This window comes from Micromonospora sp. SH-82 (assembly GCF_051132485.1).
Taxonomy (GTDB): domain Bacteria; phylum Actinomycetota; class Actinomycetes; order Mycobacteriales; family Micromonosporaceae; genus Micromonospora.
This window is the reverse complement of sequence record NZ_CP148049.1, coordinates 4998949-5017532: the sequence shown is the minus strand read 5'-3', so window position 1 is coordinate 5017532 and position 18584 is coordinate 4998949. Positions and strand designations below refer to the sequence as shown.

The window sequence follows — 18584 nt, the reverse complement described above, 5'->3', positions numbered from 1 at the left end:
CGGTTAGGACGGTCATGATCAAGAAGAAGGTCGCCATCATCGGGTCCGGCAACATCGGGACCGACCTGATGATCAAGGTGATGCGGACCAGCCGCCACCTGGAGATGGGCGCGATGGTCGGCATCGACCCAGACTCCGACGGGCTCGCGAGGGCGAGGCGGTTCGGGTTCGCCACGACACACGAGGGCGTCGACGGACTCGTCCGGCTCCCCGAGTTCGACGACATCGAGATCGTCTTCGACGCGACCTCGGCCAAGGCCCACACCTACAACGCGGGCAGGTTGCAGCCCCTGGGCAGGCGACTCGTCGACCTCACGCCGGCCGCGATCGGACCCTACGTCGTCCCGGCGGTCAACCTCGCGGAGCACCTCGACGCCCCGAACGTCAACATGGTGACCTGCGGCGGTCAGGCGACCATCCCGGTGGTGGCGGCGATCAGCCGGGTCGTTCCCGTGCCGTACGCCGAGATCGTCGCCTCGATCGCCTCGAAGAGCGCCGGTCCGGGTACGCGAGCCAGCATCGACGAGTTCACCGAGACCACTGCGGCGGCGGTGATGCAGGTCGGTGGGGCCCGGCGCGGGAAGGCGATCATCGTCCTCAACCCCGCCGAGCCGCCGCTGATCATGCGGGACACGGTCTTCGCCCTGGTCGACGCGGCGGACCGGAGCCTCCACGACGAGATCCGGGAGTCGATCGAACGGATGGTCGCCGACGTGACGGCCTATGTGCCCGGCTACCGGCTCAAACGGCGGGTGCAGGTCTCCGAGATCCCGGACACCACGCCGCTCGACACCCTCGTCGAGCCCGACGCGCCTCGGCCGACGCATCAGGTGTCGGTGTTCCTCGAGGTCGAGGGCGCCGCGCACTACCTTCCGGCGTACGCCGGGAACCTCGACATCATGACCTCCGCCGGCCTTCAGGTGGCCGAACGGATCGCCGTCCGTCATGACAGGGAGAAGGCCGCGTGACCACCTCAGTCTTCATCCAGGACGTCACCCTCCGTGACGGAATGCACGCCGTACGCCATCGTCTCGGTGTCGACGACGTCAGGCGCATCGTCGCCGCACTCGACGCCGCGGGTGTCGACGCCATCGAGGTCGCCCACGGCGACGGCCTGGCCGGGTCCTCGATCAACTACGGACCCGGATCGCACACCGACTGGGAGTGGATCGAGGCCGCCGCCGACGTGCTGCGCAACGCCCGCCTCACGACGTTGCTGCTCCCGGGCGTCGGCACCATCAACGAGCTGAAGACCGCGTGGGATCTCGGTGTCCGCTCCGTCCGGGTGGCGACGCACTGCACCGAGGCCGACATCGCGGCCCAGCACATCGCGGCGGCCCGCGAGATCGGGATGGACGTCTCCGGATTCCTCATGCTGTCGCACATGGCGCCGCCGCAGGACCTGGCGAGGCAGGCGAAACTGATGGAGTCGTACGGTGCCCACTGCGTCTACGTCACCGACTCCGGCGGCCGACTCACGATGAACGACGTCGTCGCACGCGTACGGGCCTACCGCGACGTGCTCGAACCGACCACGGAGATCGGCATCCACGCCCACGAGAACCTCTCCCTGTCGGTGGCGAACTCGATCGTCGCCGTCGAGCACGGGGTCAACCGGGTCGACGCCTCCCTCGCCGGACACGGGGCGGGTGCGGGGAACTGCCCGATCGAGGCGTTCGTCGCGGTCGCCGACCTGTCCGGCATGACGCACGGCTGCGACCTGTTCACGTTGCAGGACGCCGCCGACGACATCGTCCGGCCGTTGCAGGACCGCCCGGTCCGGGTGGACCGCGAGACCCTGACGATGGGCTACGCCGGGGTCTACTCCTCCTTCCTCCGCCATGCCGAGAGCGCCTCCCGGCAGTACGGGGTGGACGTCCGCGACATCCTCATGGAGTGCGGCGCCAGGAACCTCGTCGGCGGCCAGGAGGACATGATCATCGACATCGCGTTGAGCCGCGCCGCCGACCGGTAGGGCGACCCGACCCGCAGACGTGGCCCCGGTGCACACCGCACCGGGGCCGCAGGCCTCCTCGCCCCGACGAGGGCGTCAGGCCCTCCCGCCGGGAACGGGCTGCCCGCGACGCCCGGGAGGGAACCGGGTCCGCGTAGATCGCCGTCCACGCTCGTCGTACAACGGCTCCCGTCTATCGGATCGTGGGTGCGCAGCGGTGCCCGCGCACCCGTCGACCGACCCCCGATCCGCCCGCACCCGACCTGGTCGGTCGGGTGCTCCCACCTGCCCGGTGAGGGCCCGGTGGGTCGAACGTGCCCAGGTCGTACGGCCGGGTCGGATTGTTCTGGTAGGCGGACCGAGCCTGGTGACTGCGTCGGTCGGACCGTCCTACGGTGTGCCGATCATGCGGGGGCCACCCCACTGCGGGGGGCGTAGACGGCACCAGCTTCGAGGGAGTTCTCGATGTCGAAGGCGACTGGCGCGGATCCGGGGCGTGCTGGCCCACGGTCCTCCGGATAGGGGCGTTCCAGTGATCAGATTCCTGTTGGGGAAGATCCCGGGCATCGCCCTGGTGTTGTTCGCCAGTTCGGTCATCGCGTTCACGCTGCCCCGGCTGGCACCGGGTGACGTCGCCGTGACCCTGGCCGGGCCGGACCCGTCGGCGGAGAGCATCGCTGCCATCCGTACCGAACTCGGACTGGACCGTCCGCTGTTCGTGCAGTACTGGGACTGGGTCGCGGGAATGTTCCGCGGCGACCTGGGCGAGTCCTACCTGCGGGGCCGCAGCGTCGCCAGCCTGATCGGTGACCGCCTGGAGAGCACCGTCGAACTGGCTGTCGCCTCCACCCTGCTGGTGATCGTCCTCGGTGCCATCCTGGGAGTCCTGGCGGGCGCGGTGCAGGTCGGGTGGGTCAAGGCCCTGCTGGACTTCGTGAACAGCTCCCTGATCGCGGTCCCCTCGTTCCTGATCGGACTCGTCCTGATCCTGGTCTTCGGGGTGTTCAACCGGATCCTTCCGATCAGTGGTGAGGTGGCCTTCCTCTCCGACCCGGAGATCGGTAGCCAGTACCTGATCCTGCCGGCGGTGGCCCTGGCCCTGCACCCTGCGGCGATCGTCGCGCGGTTCATCGAGACCGAGATGTCGGCGACGCGCAACGCCGAGTTCGTCGACCTCGCGGTCAGCAAGGGCGCCTCACCGACGCGGATCACCCTCCGGCACGTCTTCCGCAACAGCCTCGGCAGCGCGGTCGTCGCGGTGGGGCTGCAGATCGGCAACGTGCTGACCGGCGTGGTGATCATCGAGGCCATCTTCGCCCGCAACGGGCTCGGTCAGCTCGCGGTGTCCAGCGTGACCTCACGGGACTTCACGGTGCTGCAGGTGCTGATCGTCGGCGCGGTCTTCGTCGCCGCGCTCTGCCAGCTGCTGACGGAGATCATCCTGGCGGCGCTCGACCCTCGAATCCGGTTGGAGAACTGAGATGGCAGAGGTACCGGCGACACCGACGACCACCGCACGACGTCACCGAGGGATCACCGTCGGCCCGACCACGGGCCGCTACCTGTCCGCCTTCAAGACGCCCCGTGGACTCATCGGCCTGTCCCTGCTCGGCACGCTCGTGCTGGCGGCGCTCCTGGCACCGGTGATCTTCCCCGGGGGATACGACGACCAGGGCTCCGACGCGCTGACCGGGCCGAGCGCGGCACACCCCTTCGGCCGGGACGAGTTCGGCCGCGACATCCTGGTCCGCAGCATCTACGGACTACGGATCAACTTCAGCCTGATCTTCCTGGCGGTACCGCTGAGCATGGTGCTCGGCCTGGTGCTGGGGCTGGCCGCCGCACTCTCGGCGCGACTCGGTGCGGGCGTACAGCGGATCTTCGACATCATCATCGGCTTTCCCGGAGTCCTGCTGGGCATCTGCCTGGTCACGGTCTTCGGCCCCGGTCGGCTCGCCCTGTTCCTCACCATTCTGATCTCCGGGATCCCGGTCGCCGGACGGTTGGCCCGCGCGGCGTGGCTGAGCCAACAGAACCGCGAGTACGTCCTCGCGGCGCGGGTCCTGGGGATCTCCCGCTGGCACATCCTCGCCCGGCACATCGTCCCGAACGCGATGGACGCGATCGTCCTCAACGCGTCGATCTGGATGGTGACAGGCGTCTACATCGAGGCGGGCATGAGCATCGTCGGACTCGGCATGCAGCCGCCGACCCCCTCGCTCGGCGTACTGCTGAACAACGGTCTGCGTTTCGTCGACCAGTCGCCGACCTACGTGATCGGGCCGGCCCTGCTCCTCCTGTTGTTGACAATCGCGTTCAGCCTGATCGCTGACGCCCTGAACCGGGCGGTGAATTCGTGACCGACACCCAACCGTTGCTCCGAGTCCGCGGGTTGACCACCGAATTCGTGACCCCGCACGGTCGGGTGCGGGCCGTGAACGAGGTCGACCTCGACGTCCACCCCGGCGAGGTGTTGGGCATCGTCGGTGAGTCCGGCTCCGGAAAGTCGGTGACGGCGCGGTCGATCCTGCGCATGGTCCGGCCCCCCGGCCGGGTGACGGCCGGGTCCGTGCAGTGGCAGGGCGAGGAGCTGTCGACCCTGCCCGAACGTGCGATGCGGCGGTACCGGGGTGGTGACGTCGCGATGGTCTTCCAGGATCCGCAGAGCGCACTCAACCCGGTGATGAAGATCGGTGACCAGATCCTGGAGGCGCTGACCCTGCACGGCACCGATCGGCGCGCGGGCCGCCGACGCGCCCTCGAACTGCTCGACCAGGTCGGCATCGCCGACGCGGCCACGAAGATCGATCAGTACCCGCACCAGCTCTCGGGGGGCATGCGGCAGCGGGTGGTGATCGCCGTGGCCCTGGCCAACAGGCCGCGGCTGCTGCTGGCCGACGAGCCCACGACGGCCCTGGACGTCACCATCCAGGCGCAGATCCTGCGCCTGTTGCTGCGGCTGCGCGACGAACTCGGGGTCGCGATCGTGATCATCACCCACGACATGGGTGTCGTCGCCGAGATGTGCAACCGGGTCGCGGTCATGTACGGCGGTCGGATCGTCGAGCAGGGCTCCGCGGCCCATGTCCTCGAACGTCCCCGGCATCCGTACACCGCGGCCCTGCTGTCTGCCATGCCCCGCCTCGACGACAGACGCGTGGGGGGTGTCCTGCCGACCATCCCGGGTTCGCCGCCGGACCCCTCCGCCCTGCCCGACGGCTGTTCCTTCGCGCCGCGCTGCACGCTGGCCGAGGGGGACTGCCGGGAGCAGGTGCCGGCGCTCCTACCGGTCGGGGAAGCCGGTCAACACTCGGCCTGTCTGGTCGCGCAGCGGGGGGTGGAGATCAGGATCGCGGGGAGGTCCACCGCCCCGACGACCGAGGACGGTCCCGCCCCCACACCCTCGGGCGATCCGGTGCTCAGCGTGACCGGTCTCCGGGTGGACGTCGGCTCCCGACGTCTCCTGCTCGGCCGGGAAAAGCCCGTGTACGCGGTCGACTCGGTGGGCCTGGAGGTGTACGCAGGCGAGACGCTCGGACTGGTGGGGGAGAGCGGGTGCGGCAAGTCCACCCTGTCCCGCTGCATCGTCGGGATCAACACGGTGGCCGCAGGGACCGTCCGGGTGGCCGGGGAGGACGTGACGGCCATGACCGGCGACGCGTTGCGCCGGATCAGGTCCACGGTCCAGTACGTCTTCCAGGACCCGTACGCCTCCCTGAACCCCCGGCGGACGATCCGGCAGTCCCTCGGTGAGGCGCTCGCCCTGCGGGGGTTGGGCGGTGCGGAACTGGAGGCCGAGGCGCGGCTGTTGATGGAACGCGTCGGACTCCGGCCCGAGTACCTGGACCGGTATCCACGGGCGTTCTCCGGCGGACAACGACAGCGGGTCGGGATCGCCCGGGCCCTGGCTCGGCAGCCCCGGGTGATCATCCTGGACGAACCGGTGTCGGCGCTCGACATGTCGGTCCAGGCGCAGATCATCAACCTCCTCGAAGACCTCCAGCGCGATCTCGACATCGGCTACCTGTTCATCGCCCACGACCTCGCCGTGGTCCGGCACCTCAGCGATCGGGTGGCGGTGATGTACCTGGGCCGCATCGTGGAGACCGGAACCGTGGAGGAGGTCTACACCAGCCCGCAACATCCCTACACGGCAGCCCTGCTGTCGTCGTCACCCGAGCCGACCCTGGCCGCCCGGAGCAGACAGCGGATCATGCTCCGCGGTGACCTGCCGAGTCCGGCGAACCCGCCGTCGGGCTGCCGGTTCCGTACCCGGTGCCCGATCGGCCCGTTGGCCCGTCCGGACCGGACCGTGTGTCTCGACACCGATCCGGAGTTGCTGTCGATCCGGGGCGGGCAGTCCGCAGCCTGTCACTTCCCGGGTGAACTGGAACATCGTCCCCACGCCGCGTAGTCGCACGCACACACCGTTTTCGCAGCTGGCGAATCATGAATGTCGGGACCGGCGAGGTGTCGCCCGGTCCGTTGGACGGAACGGAACTGTTTCCCCGCCCGACCGAGTGTGATTGATTTTCCGCCACCGTTCGAAGGAGTTCCGATGTCGACTAAGTCACGCAGAATATTCGGCCGGGTGATAGCCGGCGCAATCGTCGTCGCACTGGCCGGCTGTACCAGTGCCGTTCAGCAGGACGGTGCGGATTCGTCCGGCGGCGAGCCCCAGCAGGGCGGGACCCTGGTGATCGCACAATCCGGTGACGCTCAGCCGGGGACGATCCTGTCGTCCGCCCTGGGGAACATGTTCATTCAGTACAGCGTCTTCGAGACCGTGACCCGGATCGATCCCGAGAACGGCGAGATCCGGGGCGTCCTGGCGGAGTCCTGGACACCGAACGCCGACATGACGGGCCTCGACATCAAGCTCCGCGAGGACGTCACCTTCCACTCCGGGCGCAAGATGACCAGCGCCGACGTGGTCTTCAGCTTCGAGCAGGTGAAGGATCCCGCGAACGCGGCCCGGACCCGCGCCATCGCCGATCACGTCACCAGCTTCGCGGCCGACGGCGACCACGGCCTCAAGCTCACCTTCGCCCGGCCGCTGCCGAACATCTTCGACCTCTTCGAGATCATGCCCGTCATCGACCGGGAGACCTTCGACGACTACGCCGCAGGCGAGACCGTCGTCGGCACCGGTCGCTTCACCTGGGTGTCCTGGACCCCGGACGCCAGCATCGTCCTGGAGAAGTACGCGGACCACTGGGACGCGGCAGGGACCCGGCTGGACCGGATCGAGAGCCTGGTGATCAAGGACCCGACCGCGCTGGCTGCCGCCCTGCGCAGCGGACGCGTCGTCGCGGCCAGCGGCCTGCCCTTCCTGGACTCCCGATCCCTGGCCGACGGTCAGGGCTACAGCCTGGTGCGAAGCGGCGGATCCTCGCTCGCCCTCGGCTTCGACGTGACGAGGGCGCCCTTCGAGAAGAAGGAACTCCGCCAGGCAGTGCACTACGCCATCGACCGCAACCGGATCTCCGAGCAGATCCACGGCGGCCTCGCCCAGGTCACCTCGCTGCCCTGGCGCGAGGGGACGGCGGGGTACGACGTCAAACAGGGCGAACACTACAACTTCGACCAGGAGAAGGCCCGGCAGCTCATCGCCGCGGCGGGTGCCCAGGGCACCGAGTTCGAGATGGTGGTGCCTGACATCCCGGAGAGCATCGCCATCTTCGAGATCGTCCAGAACAACCTGTCCCAGGTCGGCCTGACCGCGAAGTCCCGGATCATCAGTGTCGCCGACTACGACCAGCGAATGGGCGAGGCCAACATCGGCGCGCCCGCCATCCTGATGCGTAACGGGAACTCGTTCTCCCCGGCCTCGGCCCTGGCCACCCGGGCCGAACTGCGGGCGACGAACAACCTCTTCAAGTACGACACCACCGAGTACACCACCCTTGCCAATGCGGTGACGAACGCGGCGAACCCGGAGGAGAACGCCAAGGCGCTGACGGAGTTCAACGCCTACTTCCTGGAGCAGGCGATCGTGCCGACGCTCGTCAACAGGCCCGGACTGATGGCGCACTCCGACAGGGTCGGCGGAATCGTGCCCACCGCCCAGGGCTTCCTGGACGTCAGCAACGCGTACCTCACCACCAGCAGCTGATTGGACGTAGTGCGATGAATGAAAGCGTCATCCGGGTCGGGGTCATCGGTTGCGGGCTGATCTCCCAACGCATGCACCTCCCGATCCTGCGAGAGCTCGAAGGAGCGGAGATCGTCGCGGTCTGCGACATCTCCCGCGGCACCGCGGAGTCGGTCGCCCGGCACTACGGAGTGGACCGGGTCTACCAGGACTACCGTGACCTCCTCGCCGACACCGAGGTCGACGCGGTGGCCATCCTCGCCTACGACCACGGCGGCATCCTGATGGACGCCCTCCGGGCAGGCAAGCACGCCCTGGTCGAGAAGCCGCTGGCCTTCACCACCGACGAGGCCGAGGAGATCCTGGAGGTGGCGCGGCAGAGCGAGGCCGTGTCCATGATCGGGTACATGAAGCTGTTCGACCCGGCGGTGCAGCAGGCGACCGAGTGGATGCGGCAGGCCGGTGAGCCCCGCAGCGTACGGGTGCACGACTTCGGCGGACGCAAGGAGGCGCTGCACCGCCACGACATGAAGCAGCTCCGGGTCGACGACCTGTCCCCCGAGGACCTGGAGCGGGCCAGCAAGTTCAGCGGCGACGTCGAGGTGCGGATCGCCAAGGCGCTCGGATCCAGCCACGCCGGCTACGCCACGCTCTTCTCGAAGGTCCTGATGCTGGGCTGTCACGACCTGGGGGTGTTGCGGACCGTGGTCGGCAGGCCCGTCGGGGTCCGTTACGCCCAGCAGGTGAACGAGCGTCGGGCGCTGGCGGTCCTGGAGTTGGAGAACGGGGCCCCGTGCGTCTTCGAGGCGGGGGTCGGTATCCACCACGGGTACTGGGACGAGCACCTGACGGTCTACGCCGACGAGGAGGAGATGCGCCTGGAGTTCGGCAACCCGTTCTACCCCTACCAGCCCACCGAGCTGCAGTTGCGCCGCGGTGAGGCCGGGGTGCCCTCCACCAGTGTCTACCGGCACTCCTTCGACTTCGGGTTCCGGCGCGAGTGGCTCCACTTCCTGGAGTGCATCCGGGAGGGCAAGCGGCCGTCGACCGCGTTGGAGGACGGGGTCCAGGACATCCAACTCGCCATCGACATCGTCAAGGCGATGCCGGCCCGGCCGGCCTAGCCGCACCCGAGGGGAGACGCCATGGACAAGGTGCGTGTCGGCCTGGTCGGCCTCGGCTTCGGCGCCGAGTTCATCCCGATCTACCAGGAGCACCCCGACGCGGAACTCGTCGCGATCTGTCAACGCGACGGGTCCAGCCTCGCCGCGCTCGGTCGGGACTTCGGCATCGACAGACGGTACGGGGACTACGCCCGGATGCTCGCCGACCCGGATGTCGACGCCGTACACATCAACACGCCGATCCCGCTGCACGCCGAGCAGTCGATAGCGGCGCTGGAGGCGGGCAAGCACGTGGCCTGCACGGTGCCGATGGCGACGTCGGTCGAGGACTGCCGGCGGATCGTGGCTGCGGCCCGGGCCAACGACCGCCGGTACATGATGATGGAGACGGCCGTCTTCACCCGTGAGTTCCTCCACGTGCAGTCCCTGCTGCGCGACGGCTCACTCGGCCGGATCCAGTTCCTGCGGGGGGCCCACCAGCAGGACATGAGTGGGTGGCCCGGCTACTGGGAGGGGCTGCCGCCGATGCACTACGCGACGCACGCCGTCGGCCCTCTGCTGGCGTTGGCCGGATCCGCCGCCGAGTCCGTGGTCTGCTTCGGGTCGGGCCGGATCGCCCCGGACCTCGTCGCCCGGTACGGCTCGCCGTTCGCCGTGGAGACCGCGCTGGTCCGGCTGGCCGACTCGACGCTCGCCGCCGAGGTGACCAGGTCGCTGTTCGAGACCGCACGGCAGTACGTGGAGAGCTTCTCCGTGTACGCCGATCGGCGGTCGTTCGAGTGGGAGCAGACCGAGGGGGAGGGGCCGGTGATCTTCGAGGGTGAGATCGCCGACCGGATCACCGTCCCCGACTACGCCCATCTGTTGCCGCAGGAGGTGCGACGGTTCACCACGAAGGGTGTGTACGACGACGAGCACGCCCACCTGTCCTTCACCCAGGGTGGTGGACACGGCGGGTCGCATCCGCACCTGGTGCACGAGTTCCTGCGCTGCATCCTGGAGGAGCGTCCGGCCACCGTGGACGAGGTGACCGCCGCGAACTGGACCCTGGTGGGGCTCTGCGCCCACGAGTCGGCGATGACCGACGGCAGCCGGGTCCGCCTTCCCGAGTTCGCGGTGCCGTCGTGAGATCCGCCGGGGGCCGTGGCACCACCGGACCGTCGGTGGGATCCCGACGACCCGGGTAGGGGAACGGGGACAGGACACGGGCCTGTCGACCACGAGAGCTGTCATGCTCGGTGGTCGACAGGCCCGTCCGTGCTGCCGTCGTCGTCGCCGTCGGGGGCGCGGCCGCCTACCCGGTCGCCCCGCTCAGACCCGTACGCCCTCGGTGAACTCGGCCTTCACCAGGTCGACCAGGGCGGGGGTACGCAACAGCGCACCCGCGGTCATCGCCAGCATCAACGCCCCGTCCAACACCGCCCTGTCGCCGTGCTCACCGCCGACGAGTTCGGTGGCCCGGCGACTGTGCATCGTCAGCCCCGGGACGATCTCGATGGTGGGGTGGATCGACGGGACGACCTGACTGACGTTGCCCATGTCGGTGGAGCCGGGGTAGACCTCCTCGCGATGGGGTTCGGTGACCCGCCCGATCCGCCGGTAGGCGTCGTCGACGAGCTGCTCCAGCACCGGGTTCGGGGCGATCGAGAGGTACGGCGGGTCGAGGTGCGTGATCTCCGCCTCGGCCCCGGTGGCCAACGCCGCGCCCCGGGCACAGTTCTCCACCCGGGGCCGCAGGCTCTCCAACAGGACCCTCGGGTCCTCCGACCGTACCGAGACGTCGAGTACCGCACGTTCCGGGATGATGTTGTGCGCCTGACCGCCGTCGGTGACGATCGCGTGGATGCGGACGTCGGGGGTCACCTGTTGACGCAGCAGGGCGATCGCGTTCAGCGTGAGCACCGCGGCGTCCAGCGCGTTCACGCCCTCGTGCGGGCTCACCGCCGCGTGTGCGGCCCGGCCGGTGAAGGTGACCTGCATGCTCGCCCGGCTGAGGGTCCGCATGGCGGAGAGGTTCTCCCCCGAGGGGTGCAGCATCAACGCGGCGTCCACCCCCTCCAGCACCCCGGCGTCGATGATCGGTACCTTTCCGCCTCCGCCCTCCTCGGCGGGGCTGCCCACCACCAGCAGCGTCCCGCCGAGCCCGGCGGTGTCGAGCAGTTCCCTGGTGAGCAGGGCCGCGCCGAGACCGGCGGCTGCGATCACGTTGTGCCCGCATCCGTGTCCGATGTCGGGCAGCGCGTCGTACTCGCAGAACACCGCGACGCGCGGTCCGGGCCGGCCGGTGTCGAACCTGCCGAGGAAGGCGGTGGTGAGACCGGCGAGGGGCTTCTCGACGTGGAACCCGTGGTCGGTGAGGGTGGTGGTGAGCAGGGTACTGGCCCGCACCTCGTCGAACCGGGTCTCCGGATGTCGGTGGATGTCGTGGCTGACGGTGAGCAGGAGTTCGGTGAGTTCGTCGAGTCGGTCGCGGAGCAGTCGCTCGTCCTGGGGTGAGACGCCGGGCAGGTCATGGGCGGGGCTCTGGGACATGGCCCTCCTTCACGGGAGACGACGGGGGCATCCTCGGCCGCACCGCAGCCGCAGGGACAGTCGCATGGTCCGGTGACCGAGACGCCCCCCGTCCGGCGAACGCGCACGCAGCGGCGGCGACCCGGGGTCACCGCCGACCGTGGGACACCAGTGGGGTGTCGACGCCGACGTCGCCGAGGGCGCCCGCGCCACCGGGGTCGCCGAGGGGTACGTCACGGCCGGGCAGCGGCTCGTCGAAGAACCGCCGCGAGTCGGCCAGGTGGACCGCCAGGTCGGGGTCCTTCCTGGCCTTGCGGTCCACGACGATCGCCGAGACCGGGCACTCCACCTCGCAGGCGCCGCAGTCGATGCACTCGTTCGGGTTGATATAGCTCTTGCGGTCACCGACGTAGATGCAGTCGACCGGGCAGACGTCGATGCAGGACCGGTCCAGGACGTCGGTGCAGTCGTCGGCGATGACGTAGGTCATGGTGTTTCCCTTGCTGTCGTCGGCTGTCAGGTCTCGTCGGTCGAGTGGCCGGGAAAGAGGGTGAGGTCGGGGTCGAGGTCGACGGCGACGTGGTTGACGGCGAGCGCGACCTCACCGAATCCGACCGACATGAGCTTGATCTTGCCGTCGAAGTCGGCGACGTCGCCGGCGGCGTAGACGCGGGGCAGGTTGGTGTGCATCGTCCGGTCGACGGCGATCGACCGGCCGCGCAGCACCAGCCCCCAGTCCCGGAGCGGGCCGATGTCGGCGACGAATCCCAGCGCGGCGATCACGTGGTCGGCGGCGATGAACTCCTGCCTGCCGGAGGTGTGCCGCACCGTGACCTTGTCGAGGCGGCCTGTGGAGAGGTCGCCGTCGAGGGCCGTGACCTGGGACTCGGTGCGGACCGTCGTGGTCGGGGAGGCCCTGACCCTGGCGAGGGTCGCCGCGTGTCCGCGGAAGGCCGCCCGTCGGTGCACGAGGGTGACCGAGGCGGCGATCGGGGCGAGGGTGTCGGCCCAGTCCAGTGCGGAGTCCCCGCCGCCGACGACGACCACGTGCTGGTCGCGGTGCGCCTGCGGGTCGAGGACGAAGTAGGAGAGCCCGGTGCCGAGCCACTCGGCGCCGACCTCGATCGGGCGGGGGCGGGGGGTCCCGATCCCTGCGGTGATCACCACGGCGCCGGCCCGGATCACCGTGTCGTCGTCGAGGGCGACGACCGGCTGCCCGCCCTCGTGGGTGAGGGTCACCGCCTGGCGGTTCAGGAGGTACGTCGGCGCGAAGGCGTCGGCCTGCTCCTTGAGGGCCGCGACGAAGTCCCGGCCGCGAATGCCGGGCAACCCGGCGACGTCGCGGATCTGCTTCTCCGGGTAGAGGGCCGTGATCTGGCCGCCCACCTGGGGCAGGACGTCGACCACTGCTGTCGACAGGTCACGGAACCCGGCGTAGTAGGCGCCGTACAGTCCCGTCGGTCCGGCCCCGAGGATGACGACGTCCCTCGTCAACGTCTGTGCACGTGTCACGCCGACCTCCGATGGGTGTGCGGGTCGGTCCGGACTGTAGGAACAGATCCGGGGGTGGGGCTCGCCGCGTGGATCGCTGACCGGAATGCCCCTCGGCAGGATCAGCGTGTTCCGGTGGACGAACCACTCCTGTTGTTGGCCGCCGCATGCCGGTGGTCTGCTCGGACGACCCAACCCGAGCAATTGGGAGCATCCATGACCCAGACTGCGAAACCGGGGGCGGAGTCCGACGACACCGGCCCCGTGGCAGCCGATCAGCGGCGCAGGCAACCCGCCCGCAGACACCGTGCCGGCCGGCTGCCGGGGCGGCAGGACTGGTCGAGCTGGCCGCACTACCAGGCCGCCGCAGCCGGGTTCCGGGGGTACTGGTACCCCGTCTGCTTCTCCTCGCAGGTCGGAGAGAAGCCCCGCCAGGTGACGCTGTTGGGCGAGAAGCTCTTCCTGATCCGGGACCGGGGCACCGTCTACGGGATGAAGGACCGCTGCCCGCACCGGGGGGTCCCGCTGAGCTGCGGTGAGAAGGCCTTCCCCGGCACCGTCTCCTGCGTGTACCACGGTTGGACCTTCGACCTGAAGACCGGCGACCTCGTCGCGGCGCTCACCGACGGCCCGTCCTCGCCGATCTGCGGCAAGGTCCGCCAGCCCACGTACGAGGTCGCGGAGCGCATCGGCATGGTGTGGGTCTACGTCGGCGACGGGGAGGTGCCGCCCCCGATCGACGAGCAGCTCCCCGAGGAGCTGGTCGACAATCCCGGCATCGTCGGTCACCGGATCCAGCCGCGTACCGGCAACTGGCGGTTCGCCTGCGAGAACGGCTTCGACGAGGGGCACGCCAAGTACCTGCACCGCACCGCGTTGTGGCGGATGTTCAAGCCGATGCCGGCCTGGAACACGACGAGGATCGTGCAGCGGGGCCGATGGCTCTTCCGGGTCCAGGAGGACCAGTTCTGGGAGGGCGACTACCCAGGCGTCGGCACCTGGCCGAAGCTCGCCTGGTACCAGGCCCGTCCCGCGCAGGACACCGGCCGCCAGCACGTCGGCAACACCACCTCCCACCGCGAGGTGGACCCGGTCATCGCCGCCCAGGACTTCCCCGGCTTCGCTTCGGTGGCCATGCCCGGCATCCTGCGGATCGTCTACCCGAACCTCATCCACTACGAGTGGTACGTCCCGGTGGACGCCGACAACCACCTCTACGTCGGGGCGCTCGTCGAGTTCCGCAAGGGCCTCGCCACCCTCCCGTTCTACGCCAAGTACCTCGGTGCCGTCAGGTGGCTGTTCCACGGTCAGTTCTCCAGCCAGGACAAGTGGATGGTCGAGGTCACCGACGCGCCACCGGAGAGGCTCTACCGCCCCGACGAGTCGTTGCTGAGGTGGCGCAAGCTCGCCGAGGACGTCACCGAGGAGCGGGCCGAACGGCTCGCGGAGTCCGGACCGGCCCCCACGGGCCGGGACGACTGAGACGAGAGGAACGACGAGTGCCGGCGATCGCGCTCGGCGTGGGGGCGTCCCACTCCACGCTCATGAACACCCACTGGGACGAGGTGGTCCACACCGAAGGGGCCGGAGCCTTCCGCGACTCCCTGGACGAGGTGAACCGGCGACTCACCGAGATCCGACCGGACGTGGCGGTGATCGTGGGATCCAACCACTTCCGCGGCTTCTGGCTCGACCTGATCCCGTCGTTCACCCTGGGGGTCGGTGAGGTCGTCGCCTCCGGCGAGTCCGGCACGCCCCACGGCCCGCAGCGGACCGACCCGACCTTCGCCAGGGACGTCGCCGGGCACCTGGTCGAGTCCGGCGTGGACGTCGCCGTCTCGGCCCGCCTGCAGATCGACCACGGTCAGTCGCACGCCATCCAGTACCTCCTGAAGGGCATCGACGTCCCGGTCGTCCCGCTGGTGGTCAACGTGTTCGCCAACCCGCTGCCGACGCTGGCGCGCTGCGCCCACCTCGGATCGCGGTTGGCCGAGGCGATCGAGGCGACCGCCGCCGGTCGGACCGTCGTGGTGATCGCGTCCGGCGGCCTCTCCCACCGACTGCCGTGGCCCAGCGACTGGGCGGCACCACAGGGCGACGACGAGGAGTTCATGGTCGACGCGTGGCTCAACGGCCGGGGCGAGTGGGAGCGTTTCGACACACGCCGACGGGAGATCATCGTGGCGGCGCAGCCGTGCCTGTCCGAGGAGTTCGACCGCCGTTTCCTCGCCGACCTGGAAGCCGGACGGCTCGGGGACTACCTGCACCTGTCGACAGCAGAACTCGAACAGGCCGCCGGCAACGGCGGCCAGGAGCTGCGGACCTGGCTGGTGATGGCCGCCGCCCTCGGGTTCGCCCCCGGAACCGCCCTCTGCTACTCGCCGATGCCCGAGTGGCTCACCGGCATGGGCACCGCAGTCATCGAACCCGACCCGACGAGGAGGACCTGATGACGGTCACCGCAGGGCCGCTCACCTCACCGGCGGCCGGACCGATGCCGGAGAGCCGTTTCGTCCGGGCCGACGAGGTCACCTACCACTACCACGACCTCGGCAGCGGCCCGGACACCATCTTCCTGCACGGCGGTGGCCCCGGCTGCACCGGCTGGAGCGACTTCGGTCCGGTGGTGCCGTACTTCGCGCGGGACCGCCGGTGCGTCCTGCCGGACATCCTCCAGTACGGCAGGTCCGACAAGTGCCGCATCAGCGGCCCGATGTGGGACTTCCACACCACCAAGACTGTGGCGTTCATGGACGCCCTGGGGATCGAACGGGCCGACTTCGTCTGCAACTCCTGGGGCGGGTCGATCGCCCTGGCGCTCGCGGCCTACCACCCGGACCGGGTGCGTTCCCTCGTGGTCACCGGCTCGATGCCGGTGTTCTACGGGCCGTTGGCCCCACTGCCCGAACGCGGCCACCGGGGGCGTGCCGCCCGGGACGTCTACTACGGCGGTGAGGGTCCGACCCGGGAGAAGATGCGCGAGCTGATCACCCGCCTGGAGTGGTACGACGCCGACCGGTTGCCGGAGCGGACCGTCGACATGCGGTACGACCAGAGCCTCGACCCCGGTGAGCGGGAGCTGGCGGCGATGTCGGACTCCCCGCGTGGCGACTGGCAGGACCTCACGGAGCAACTCGGCCGTGTCCAGGCGCCGACGCTGTTCGTGTGGGGCCGTGAGGACGCCTTCCTCACCCCCGACTATCCGCTGATGCTGTCGAGGATGGTGCCACGCGGCAACCTGCACGTGATGGACCACGTCTCCCACCACCTCCAGGAGGAACGGCCCGGGGCCTACCACGCCGTCGTCGAGGGCTTCCTGCGTTCGGTGGACCACCCGTGACAGTCGGAGCACCCCTGCCCGTCGGACGGCTCCAGTCGACGAAGGAGGAGGAGAAGACATGACCGCATGGCGCGCGGTGCTCGCCCTGGCGGTGTTCGCAGGCGTCGGCTACGGCCTCGTCCAGGCGGCGCGCCGCAGCAACACCCAGGTGCACCGCATCAACCAGTGACCGACCCACGACCACCGGGAGACTTCCATGACGACAGCCCTCGCAGACACCATCTGGACCGAACTCGCCGGTGTCGACTTCGAGGTCACCACAGTCGACGCGGGTGGGGTTGCCACGCGCTCGCTGCAGGCCGGAGCCGGTGAACCGGTGATCCTCCTGCACGGGACCTCCGGCCACCTCGAAGCATTCGCGCGCAACGTCGCGGCACACGCCGAGCACTACCGGGTCCACGCCGTCGACATGCTCGGCCACGGCTACACCGGCAAGCCGGACCACCCGTACGAGATCCCGCGCTACCGGGACCACCTGCTGGCGTACCTCGACGCCCAGGGCATCGGGAAGGCGCACATCGTGGGCGAGTCGCTCGGCGGGTGGGTGGGTGCCCGTACCGCCATCGACGACCCCGACCGGGTCGCCTCGCTGCAACTGCTCTGCGCCGGTGGGACCGTCGCCAATCCGCAGGTGATGGAGCGGATCCGCGACAGCACCCGCAAGGCGGTCACCACCGACGACGTGGAGCTGACCCGGGCCCGGATGCGTCTGCTGATGGCCGACGACGCCGACGCCACCGAGGAACTCGTCGCCGTACGGCACCGGATCTACCACCAGCCGAGCTTCGTCGCCAACATCGAGAACCTGCTCTGTCTCCAGGACATGGAGACCCGACAGCGCAACATCCTGCGCCCCGACGACCTCGCCAGGATCACGGTGCCGACGCTCATCGTCTGGGGGCGCAACAACCCCTTCGGCGAGGTTCCGGAGGCCGACTCCATGCACCGCAACATCGCCGGCTCCGAGCTGACGATCCTCGACGAGTGCGGCCACTGGCCCCAGCACGAGCAGGCCGAGAAGTACAACCAGCTCAGCCTCGCCTTCCTCGACCGCCACCGGATCGGCTGATGTCGGCCACCATGCGGGCGGTCCGCGTACGCGACTGGGGCGCCGCCCCTGAGGTGGAGCACGTTCCGATGCCCCGGCGGGCCGAGGGCGAGACCCTGGTACGTGTCGACGCGGCCGCGGTCGGCCACCTCGACCGTACCGTCGCCGGGGGCGAGTTCAGGATGAAGCCCACCCTGCCGTACGTCGGTGGCGTCGAGGGCTGCGGCCGGGTGGTGGCCTCCGACGACCTGCCCGAGGGGACCCGGGTGATGCTGCGGGGTGCCGGCCTCGGGCTGGTCCGCGACGGGACCTGGGCGCAGTACGTCGTCGTGCCGACCACCAGCCTCTCCCCGCTGCCGGAGGGGATGTCGCCGGCGGTGGGGGCCACCTTCTTCCTGCCGTTGACGACGGCCGTCACCGCGCTGCGTACCGTCGGCAGGTTGGGATCCTGGAACGACGGGCCGGAGCCCACCGCGGCGCGGGACGAGGTGGTGCTCGTGGCGGGTGCCGCCGGTGCCGTGGGGTCGATGGTCGCCCAACTCGCCCTCCGCGACGGCGCCCGGGTGCTCGGCCTCGTCCTCGACCGGGAGCAGGCCCAGCGCCTCCCCGAGGGGGTCGAACCCCTGGTCGCCGCAGACGACGGGGAGCAGCTCTCCCGGCTGGCCGGGGAACGCCCGGTCACCCTGCTCGTCGACACCCTCGGCGGCGCAGGACTCGGCGAGCGGATGGGTTGGGTACGCGCCGGCGGTCGGGCCGTCGCCATCGGCTACGTCGCCGGGGAGACCGCCCCCCTCGACCTGCCCAACTGGCTGCTCCTCGACGTGGCGCTGCTGCCGGTGAACATGATCCGACGTAACCGGGAGGCGCGGGCGCTGGCCGAGCAGTGGGCACCCCTGCTGGTCTCCGGTCAGCTCGTCCTCGACGTGCAGGAGTTCGACTTCGCCGAGGCGGGTCGCGCGCTGGACCTGCTCGGAACGGGACAGCTGCGCGGCCGGGCCGTCCTGGTACCCCCCACGGACTGA

Annotated in this window: 16 protein-coding genes; 13 read left to right on the top strand and 3 right to left on the bottom strand. The window is 69.8% G+C overall.

Annotated features, from left to right (window positions below):
• Positions 1 to 14: 14 nt before the first annotated feature.
• The 8 genes from WHN02_RS21985 (at position 15) to WHN02_RS21950 (ending at position 10300) form a co-directional block, all read left to right on the top strand.
• Positions 15 to 968 carry an acetaldehyde dehydrogenase (acetylating) gene (locus WHN02_RS21985; RefSeq protein WP_434740595.1) on the top strand — a complete coding sequence of 318 codons (954 nt, stop codon included), beginning with the start codon at positions 15 to 17 and terminating at the stop codon, positions 966 to 968.
• 41 nt (positions 969 to 1009) lie between these two features.
• Entirely contained in the window at positions 1010 to 1975 is a 966-nt protein-coding gene (gene dmpG, locus WHN02_RS21980) for a 4-hydroxy-2-oxovalerate aldolase (RefSeq protein ID WP_434744026.1), read from the top strand.
• 511 nt (positions 1976 to 2486) lie between these two features.
• Positions 2487 to 3434 carry an ABC transporter permease gene (locus WHN02_RS21975; protein ID WP_434740594.1) on the top strand — a complete coding sequence of 316 codons (948 nt, stop codon included), beginning with the start codon at positions 2487 to 2489 and terminating at the stop codon, positions 3432 to 3434.
• 1 nt (position 3435) lies between these two features.
• A complete protein-coding gene (locus tag WHN02_RS21970) occupies positions 3436 to 4314 on the top strand; it encodes an ABC transporter permease (protein ID WP_434740593.1) in 879 nt (292 codons plus the stop codon).
• 74 nt (positions 4315 to 4388) lie between these two features.
• Positions 4389 to 6368: a dipeptide ABC transporter ATP-binding protein gene (locus WHN02_RS21965; RefSeq protein WP_434740592.1), complete on the top strand. Its 1980-nt coding sequence runs from the start codon at positions 4389 to 4391 to the stop codon at positions 6366 to 6368.
• Between the two features lie 342 nt (positions 6369 to 6710).
• Entirely contained in the window at positions 6711 to 8069 is a 1359-nt protein-coding gene (locus WHN02_RS21960) for an ABC transporter substrate-binding protein (protein WP_434740591.1), read from the top strand.
• A gap of 14 nt (positions 8070 to 8083) precedes the next feature.
• The gene (locus tag WHN02_RS21955; RefSeq protein ID WP_434740590.1) at positions 8084 to 9172 is read left to right on the top strand and encodes a Gfo/Idh/MocA family protein; all 1089 of its coding nucleotides are present in this window, start codon (positions 8084 to 8086) and stop codon (positions 9170 to 9172) included.
• A 21-nt stretch (positions 9173 to 9193) separates the two neighbouring features.
• On the top strand, positions 9194 to 10300 hold the full coding sequence (locus tag WHN02_RS21950; protein ID WP_434740589.1) for a Gfo/Idh/MocA family protein: 1107 nt from the start codon (positions 9194 to 9196) through the stop codon (positions 10298 to 10300).
• Between the two features lie 183 nt (positions 10301 to 10483).
• Here the strand turns inward: WHN02_RS21950 and WHN02_RS21945 are convergent, their stop codons facing one another.
• The 3 genes from WHN02_RS21945 to WHN02_RS21935 form a co-directional block, all read right to left on the bottom strand.
• Complete coding sequence (locus WHN02_RS21945; RefSeq protein WP_434740588.1) at positions 10484 to 11704, bottom strand: M20 family metallopeptidase; 1221 nt, start codon at positions 11702 to 11704, stop codon at positions 10484 to 10486.
• Between the two features lie 127 nt (positions 11705 to 11831).
• Complete coding sequence (locus WHN02_RS21940) at positions 11832 to 12173, bottom strand: indolepyruvate ferredoxin oxidoreductase subunit alpha (RefSeq protein ID WP_434740587.1); 342 nt, start codon at positions 12171 to 12173, stop codon at positions 11832 to 11834.
• Positions 12174 to 12199: 26 nt separating this feature from the next.
• Entirely contained in the window at positions 12200 to 13195 is a 996-nt protein-coding gene (locus tag WHN02_RS21935) for an NAD(P)/FAD-dependent oxidoreductase (protein WP_434740586.1), read from the bottom strand.
• A 195-nt stretch (positions 13196 to 13390) separates the two neighbouring features.
• Here WHN02_RS21935 and WHN02_RS21930 point away from each other — a divergent pair, with 195 nt between their 5' ends.
• The 5 genes from WHN02_RS21930 to WHN02_RS21910 all read left to right on the top strand — a co-directional run bounded on the left by WHN02_RS21930 (position 13391) and on the right by WHN02_RS21910 (position 18584).
• Positions 13391 to 14656: an aromatic ring-hydroxylating oxygenase subunit alpha gene (locus WHN02_RS21930; RefSeq protein ID WP_434740585.1), complete on the top strand. Its 1266-nt coding sequence runs from the start codon at positions 13391 to 13393 to the stop codon at positions 14654 to 14656.
• Between the two features lie 17 nt (positions 14657 to 14673).
• The gene (locus tag WHN02_RS21925) at positions 14674 to 15624 is read left to right on the top strand and encodes a hypothetical protein (protein WP_434740584.1); all 951 of its coding nucleotides are present in this window, start codon (positions 14674 to 14676) and stop codon (positions 15622 to 15624) included.
• Positions 15624 to 16514, top strand: a complete 891-nt coding sequence (locus WHN02_RS21920) for an alpha/beta fold hydrolase (protein ID WP_434740583.1) — start codon at positions 15624 to 15626, stop codon at positions 16512 to 16514. The genes WHN02_RS21925 and WHN02_RS21920 overlap by 1 nt, the downstream gene beginning before the upstream one ends.
• A gap of 196 nt (positions 16515 to 16710) precedes the next feature.
• Positions 16711 to 17583: an alpha/beta fold hydrolase gene (locus WHN02_RS21915; RefSeq protein ID WP_434740582.1), complete on the top strand. Its 873-nt coding sequence runs from the start codon at positions 16711 to 16713 to the stop codon at positions 17581 to 17583.
• The gene (locus tag WHN02_RS21910) at positions 17583 to 18584 is read left to right on the top strand and encodes a quinone oxidoreductase family protein (RefSeq protein WP_434740581.1); all 1002 of its coding nucleotides are present in this window, start codon (positions 17583 to 17585) and stop codon (positions 18582 to 18584) included. Before WHN02_RS21915 ends, WHN02_RS21910 begins: the two co-directional genes overlap by 1 nt.

Excerpts from the sequence above, each read along its gene's own strand:
- WHN02_RS21985 (WP_434740595.1), top strand. The coding sequence starts at position 15 with ATGATCAAGAAGAAGGTCGCCATCATCGGGTCCGGCAACATCGGGACC.
- dmpG (WP_434744026.1), top strand. The coding sequence starts at position 1,010 with ATGCACGCCGTACGCCATCGTCTCGGTGTCGACGACGTCAGGCGCATC.
- WHN02_RS21970 (WP_434740593.1), top strand. The coding sequence starts at position 3,436 with ATGGCAGAGGTACCGGCGACACCGACGACCACCGCACGACGTCACCGA.
- WHN02_RS21960 (WP_434740591.1), top strand. The coding sequence starts at position 6,711 with ATGTTCATTCAGTACAGCGTCTTCGAGACCGTGACCCGGATCGATCCC.
- WHN02_RS21955 (WP_434740590.1), top strand. The coding sequence starts at position 8,084 with ATGAATGAAAGCGTCATCCGGGTCGGGGTCATCGGTTGCGGGCTGATC.
- WHN02_RS21950 (WP_434740589.1), top strand. The coding sequence starts at position 9,194 with ATGGACAAGGTGCGTGTCGGCCTGGTCGGCCTCGGCTTCGGCGCCGAG.
- WHN02_RS21945 (WP_434740588.1), bottom strand. The coding sequence starts at position 11,704 with ATGTCCCAGAGCCCCGCCCATGACCTGCCCGGCGTCTCACCCCAGGAC.
- WHN02_RS21940 (WP_434740587.1), bottom strand. The coding sequence starts at position 12,173 with ATGACCTACGTCATCGCCGACGACTGCACCGACGTCCTGGACCGGTCC.
- WHN02_RS21930 (WP_434740585.1), top strand. The coding sequence starts at position 13,391 with ATGACCCAGACTGCGAAACCGGGGGCGGAGTCCGACGACACCGGCCCC.
- WHN02_RS21920 (WP_434740583.1), top strand. The coding sequence starts at position 15,624 with ATGACGGTCACCGCAGGGCCGCTCACCTCACCGGCGGCCGGACCGATG.
- WHN02_RS21915 (WP_434740582.1), top strand. The coding sequence starts at position 16,711 with ATGACGACAGCCCTCGCAGACACCATCTGGACCGAACTCGCCGGTGTC.
- WHN02_RS21910 (WP_434740581.1), top strand. The coding sequence starts at position 17,583 with ATGTCGGCCACCATGCGGGCGGTCCGCGTACGCGACTGGGGCGCCGCC.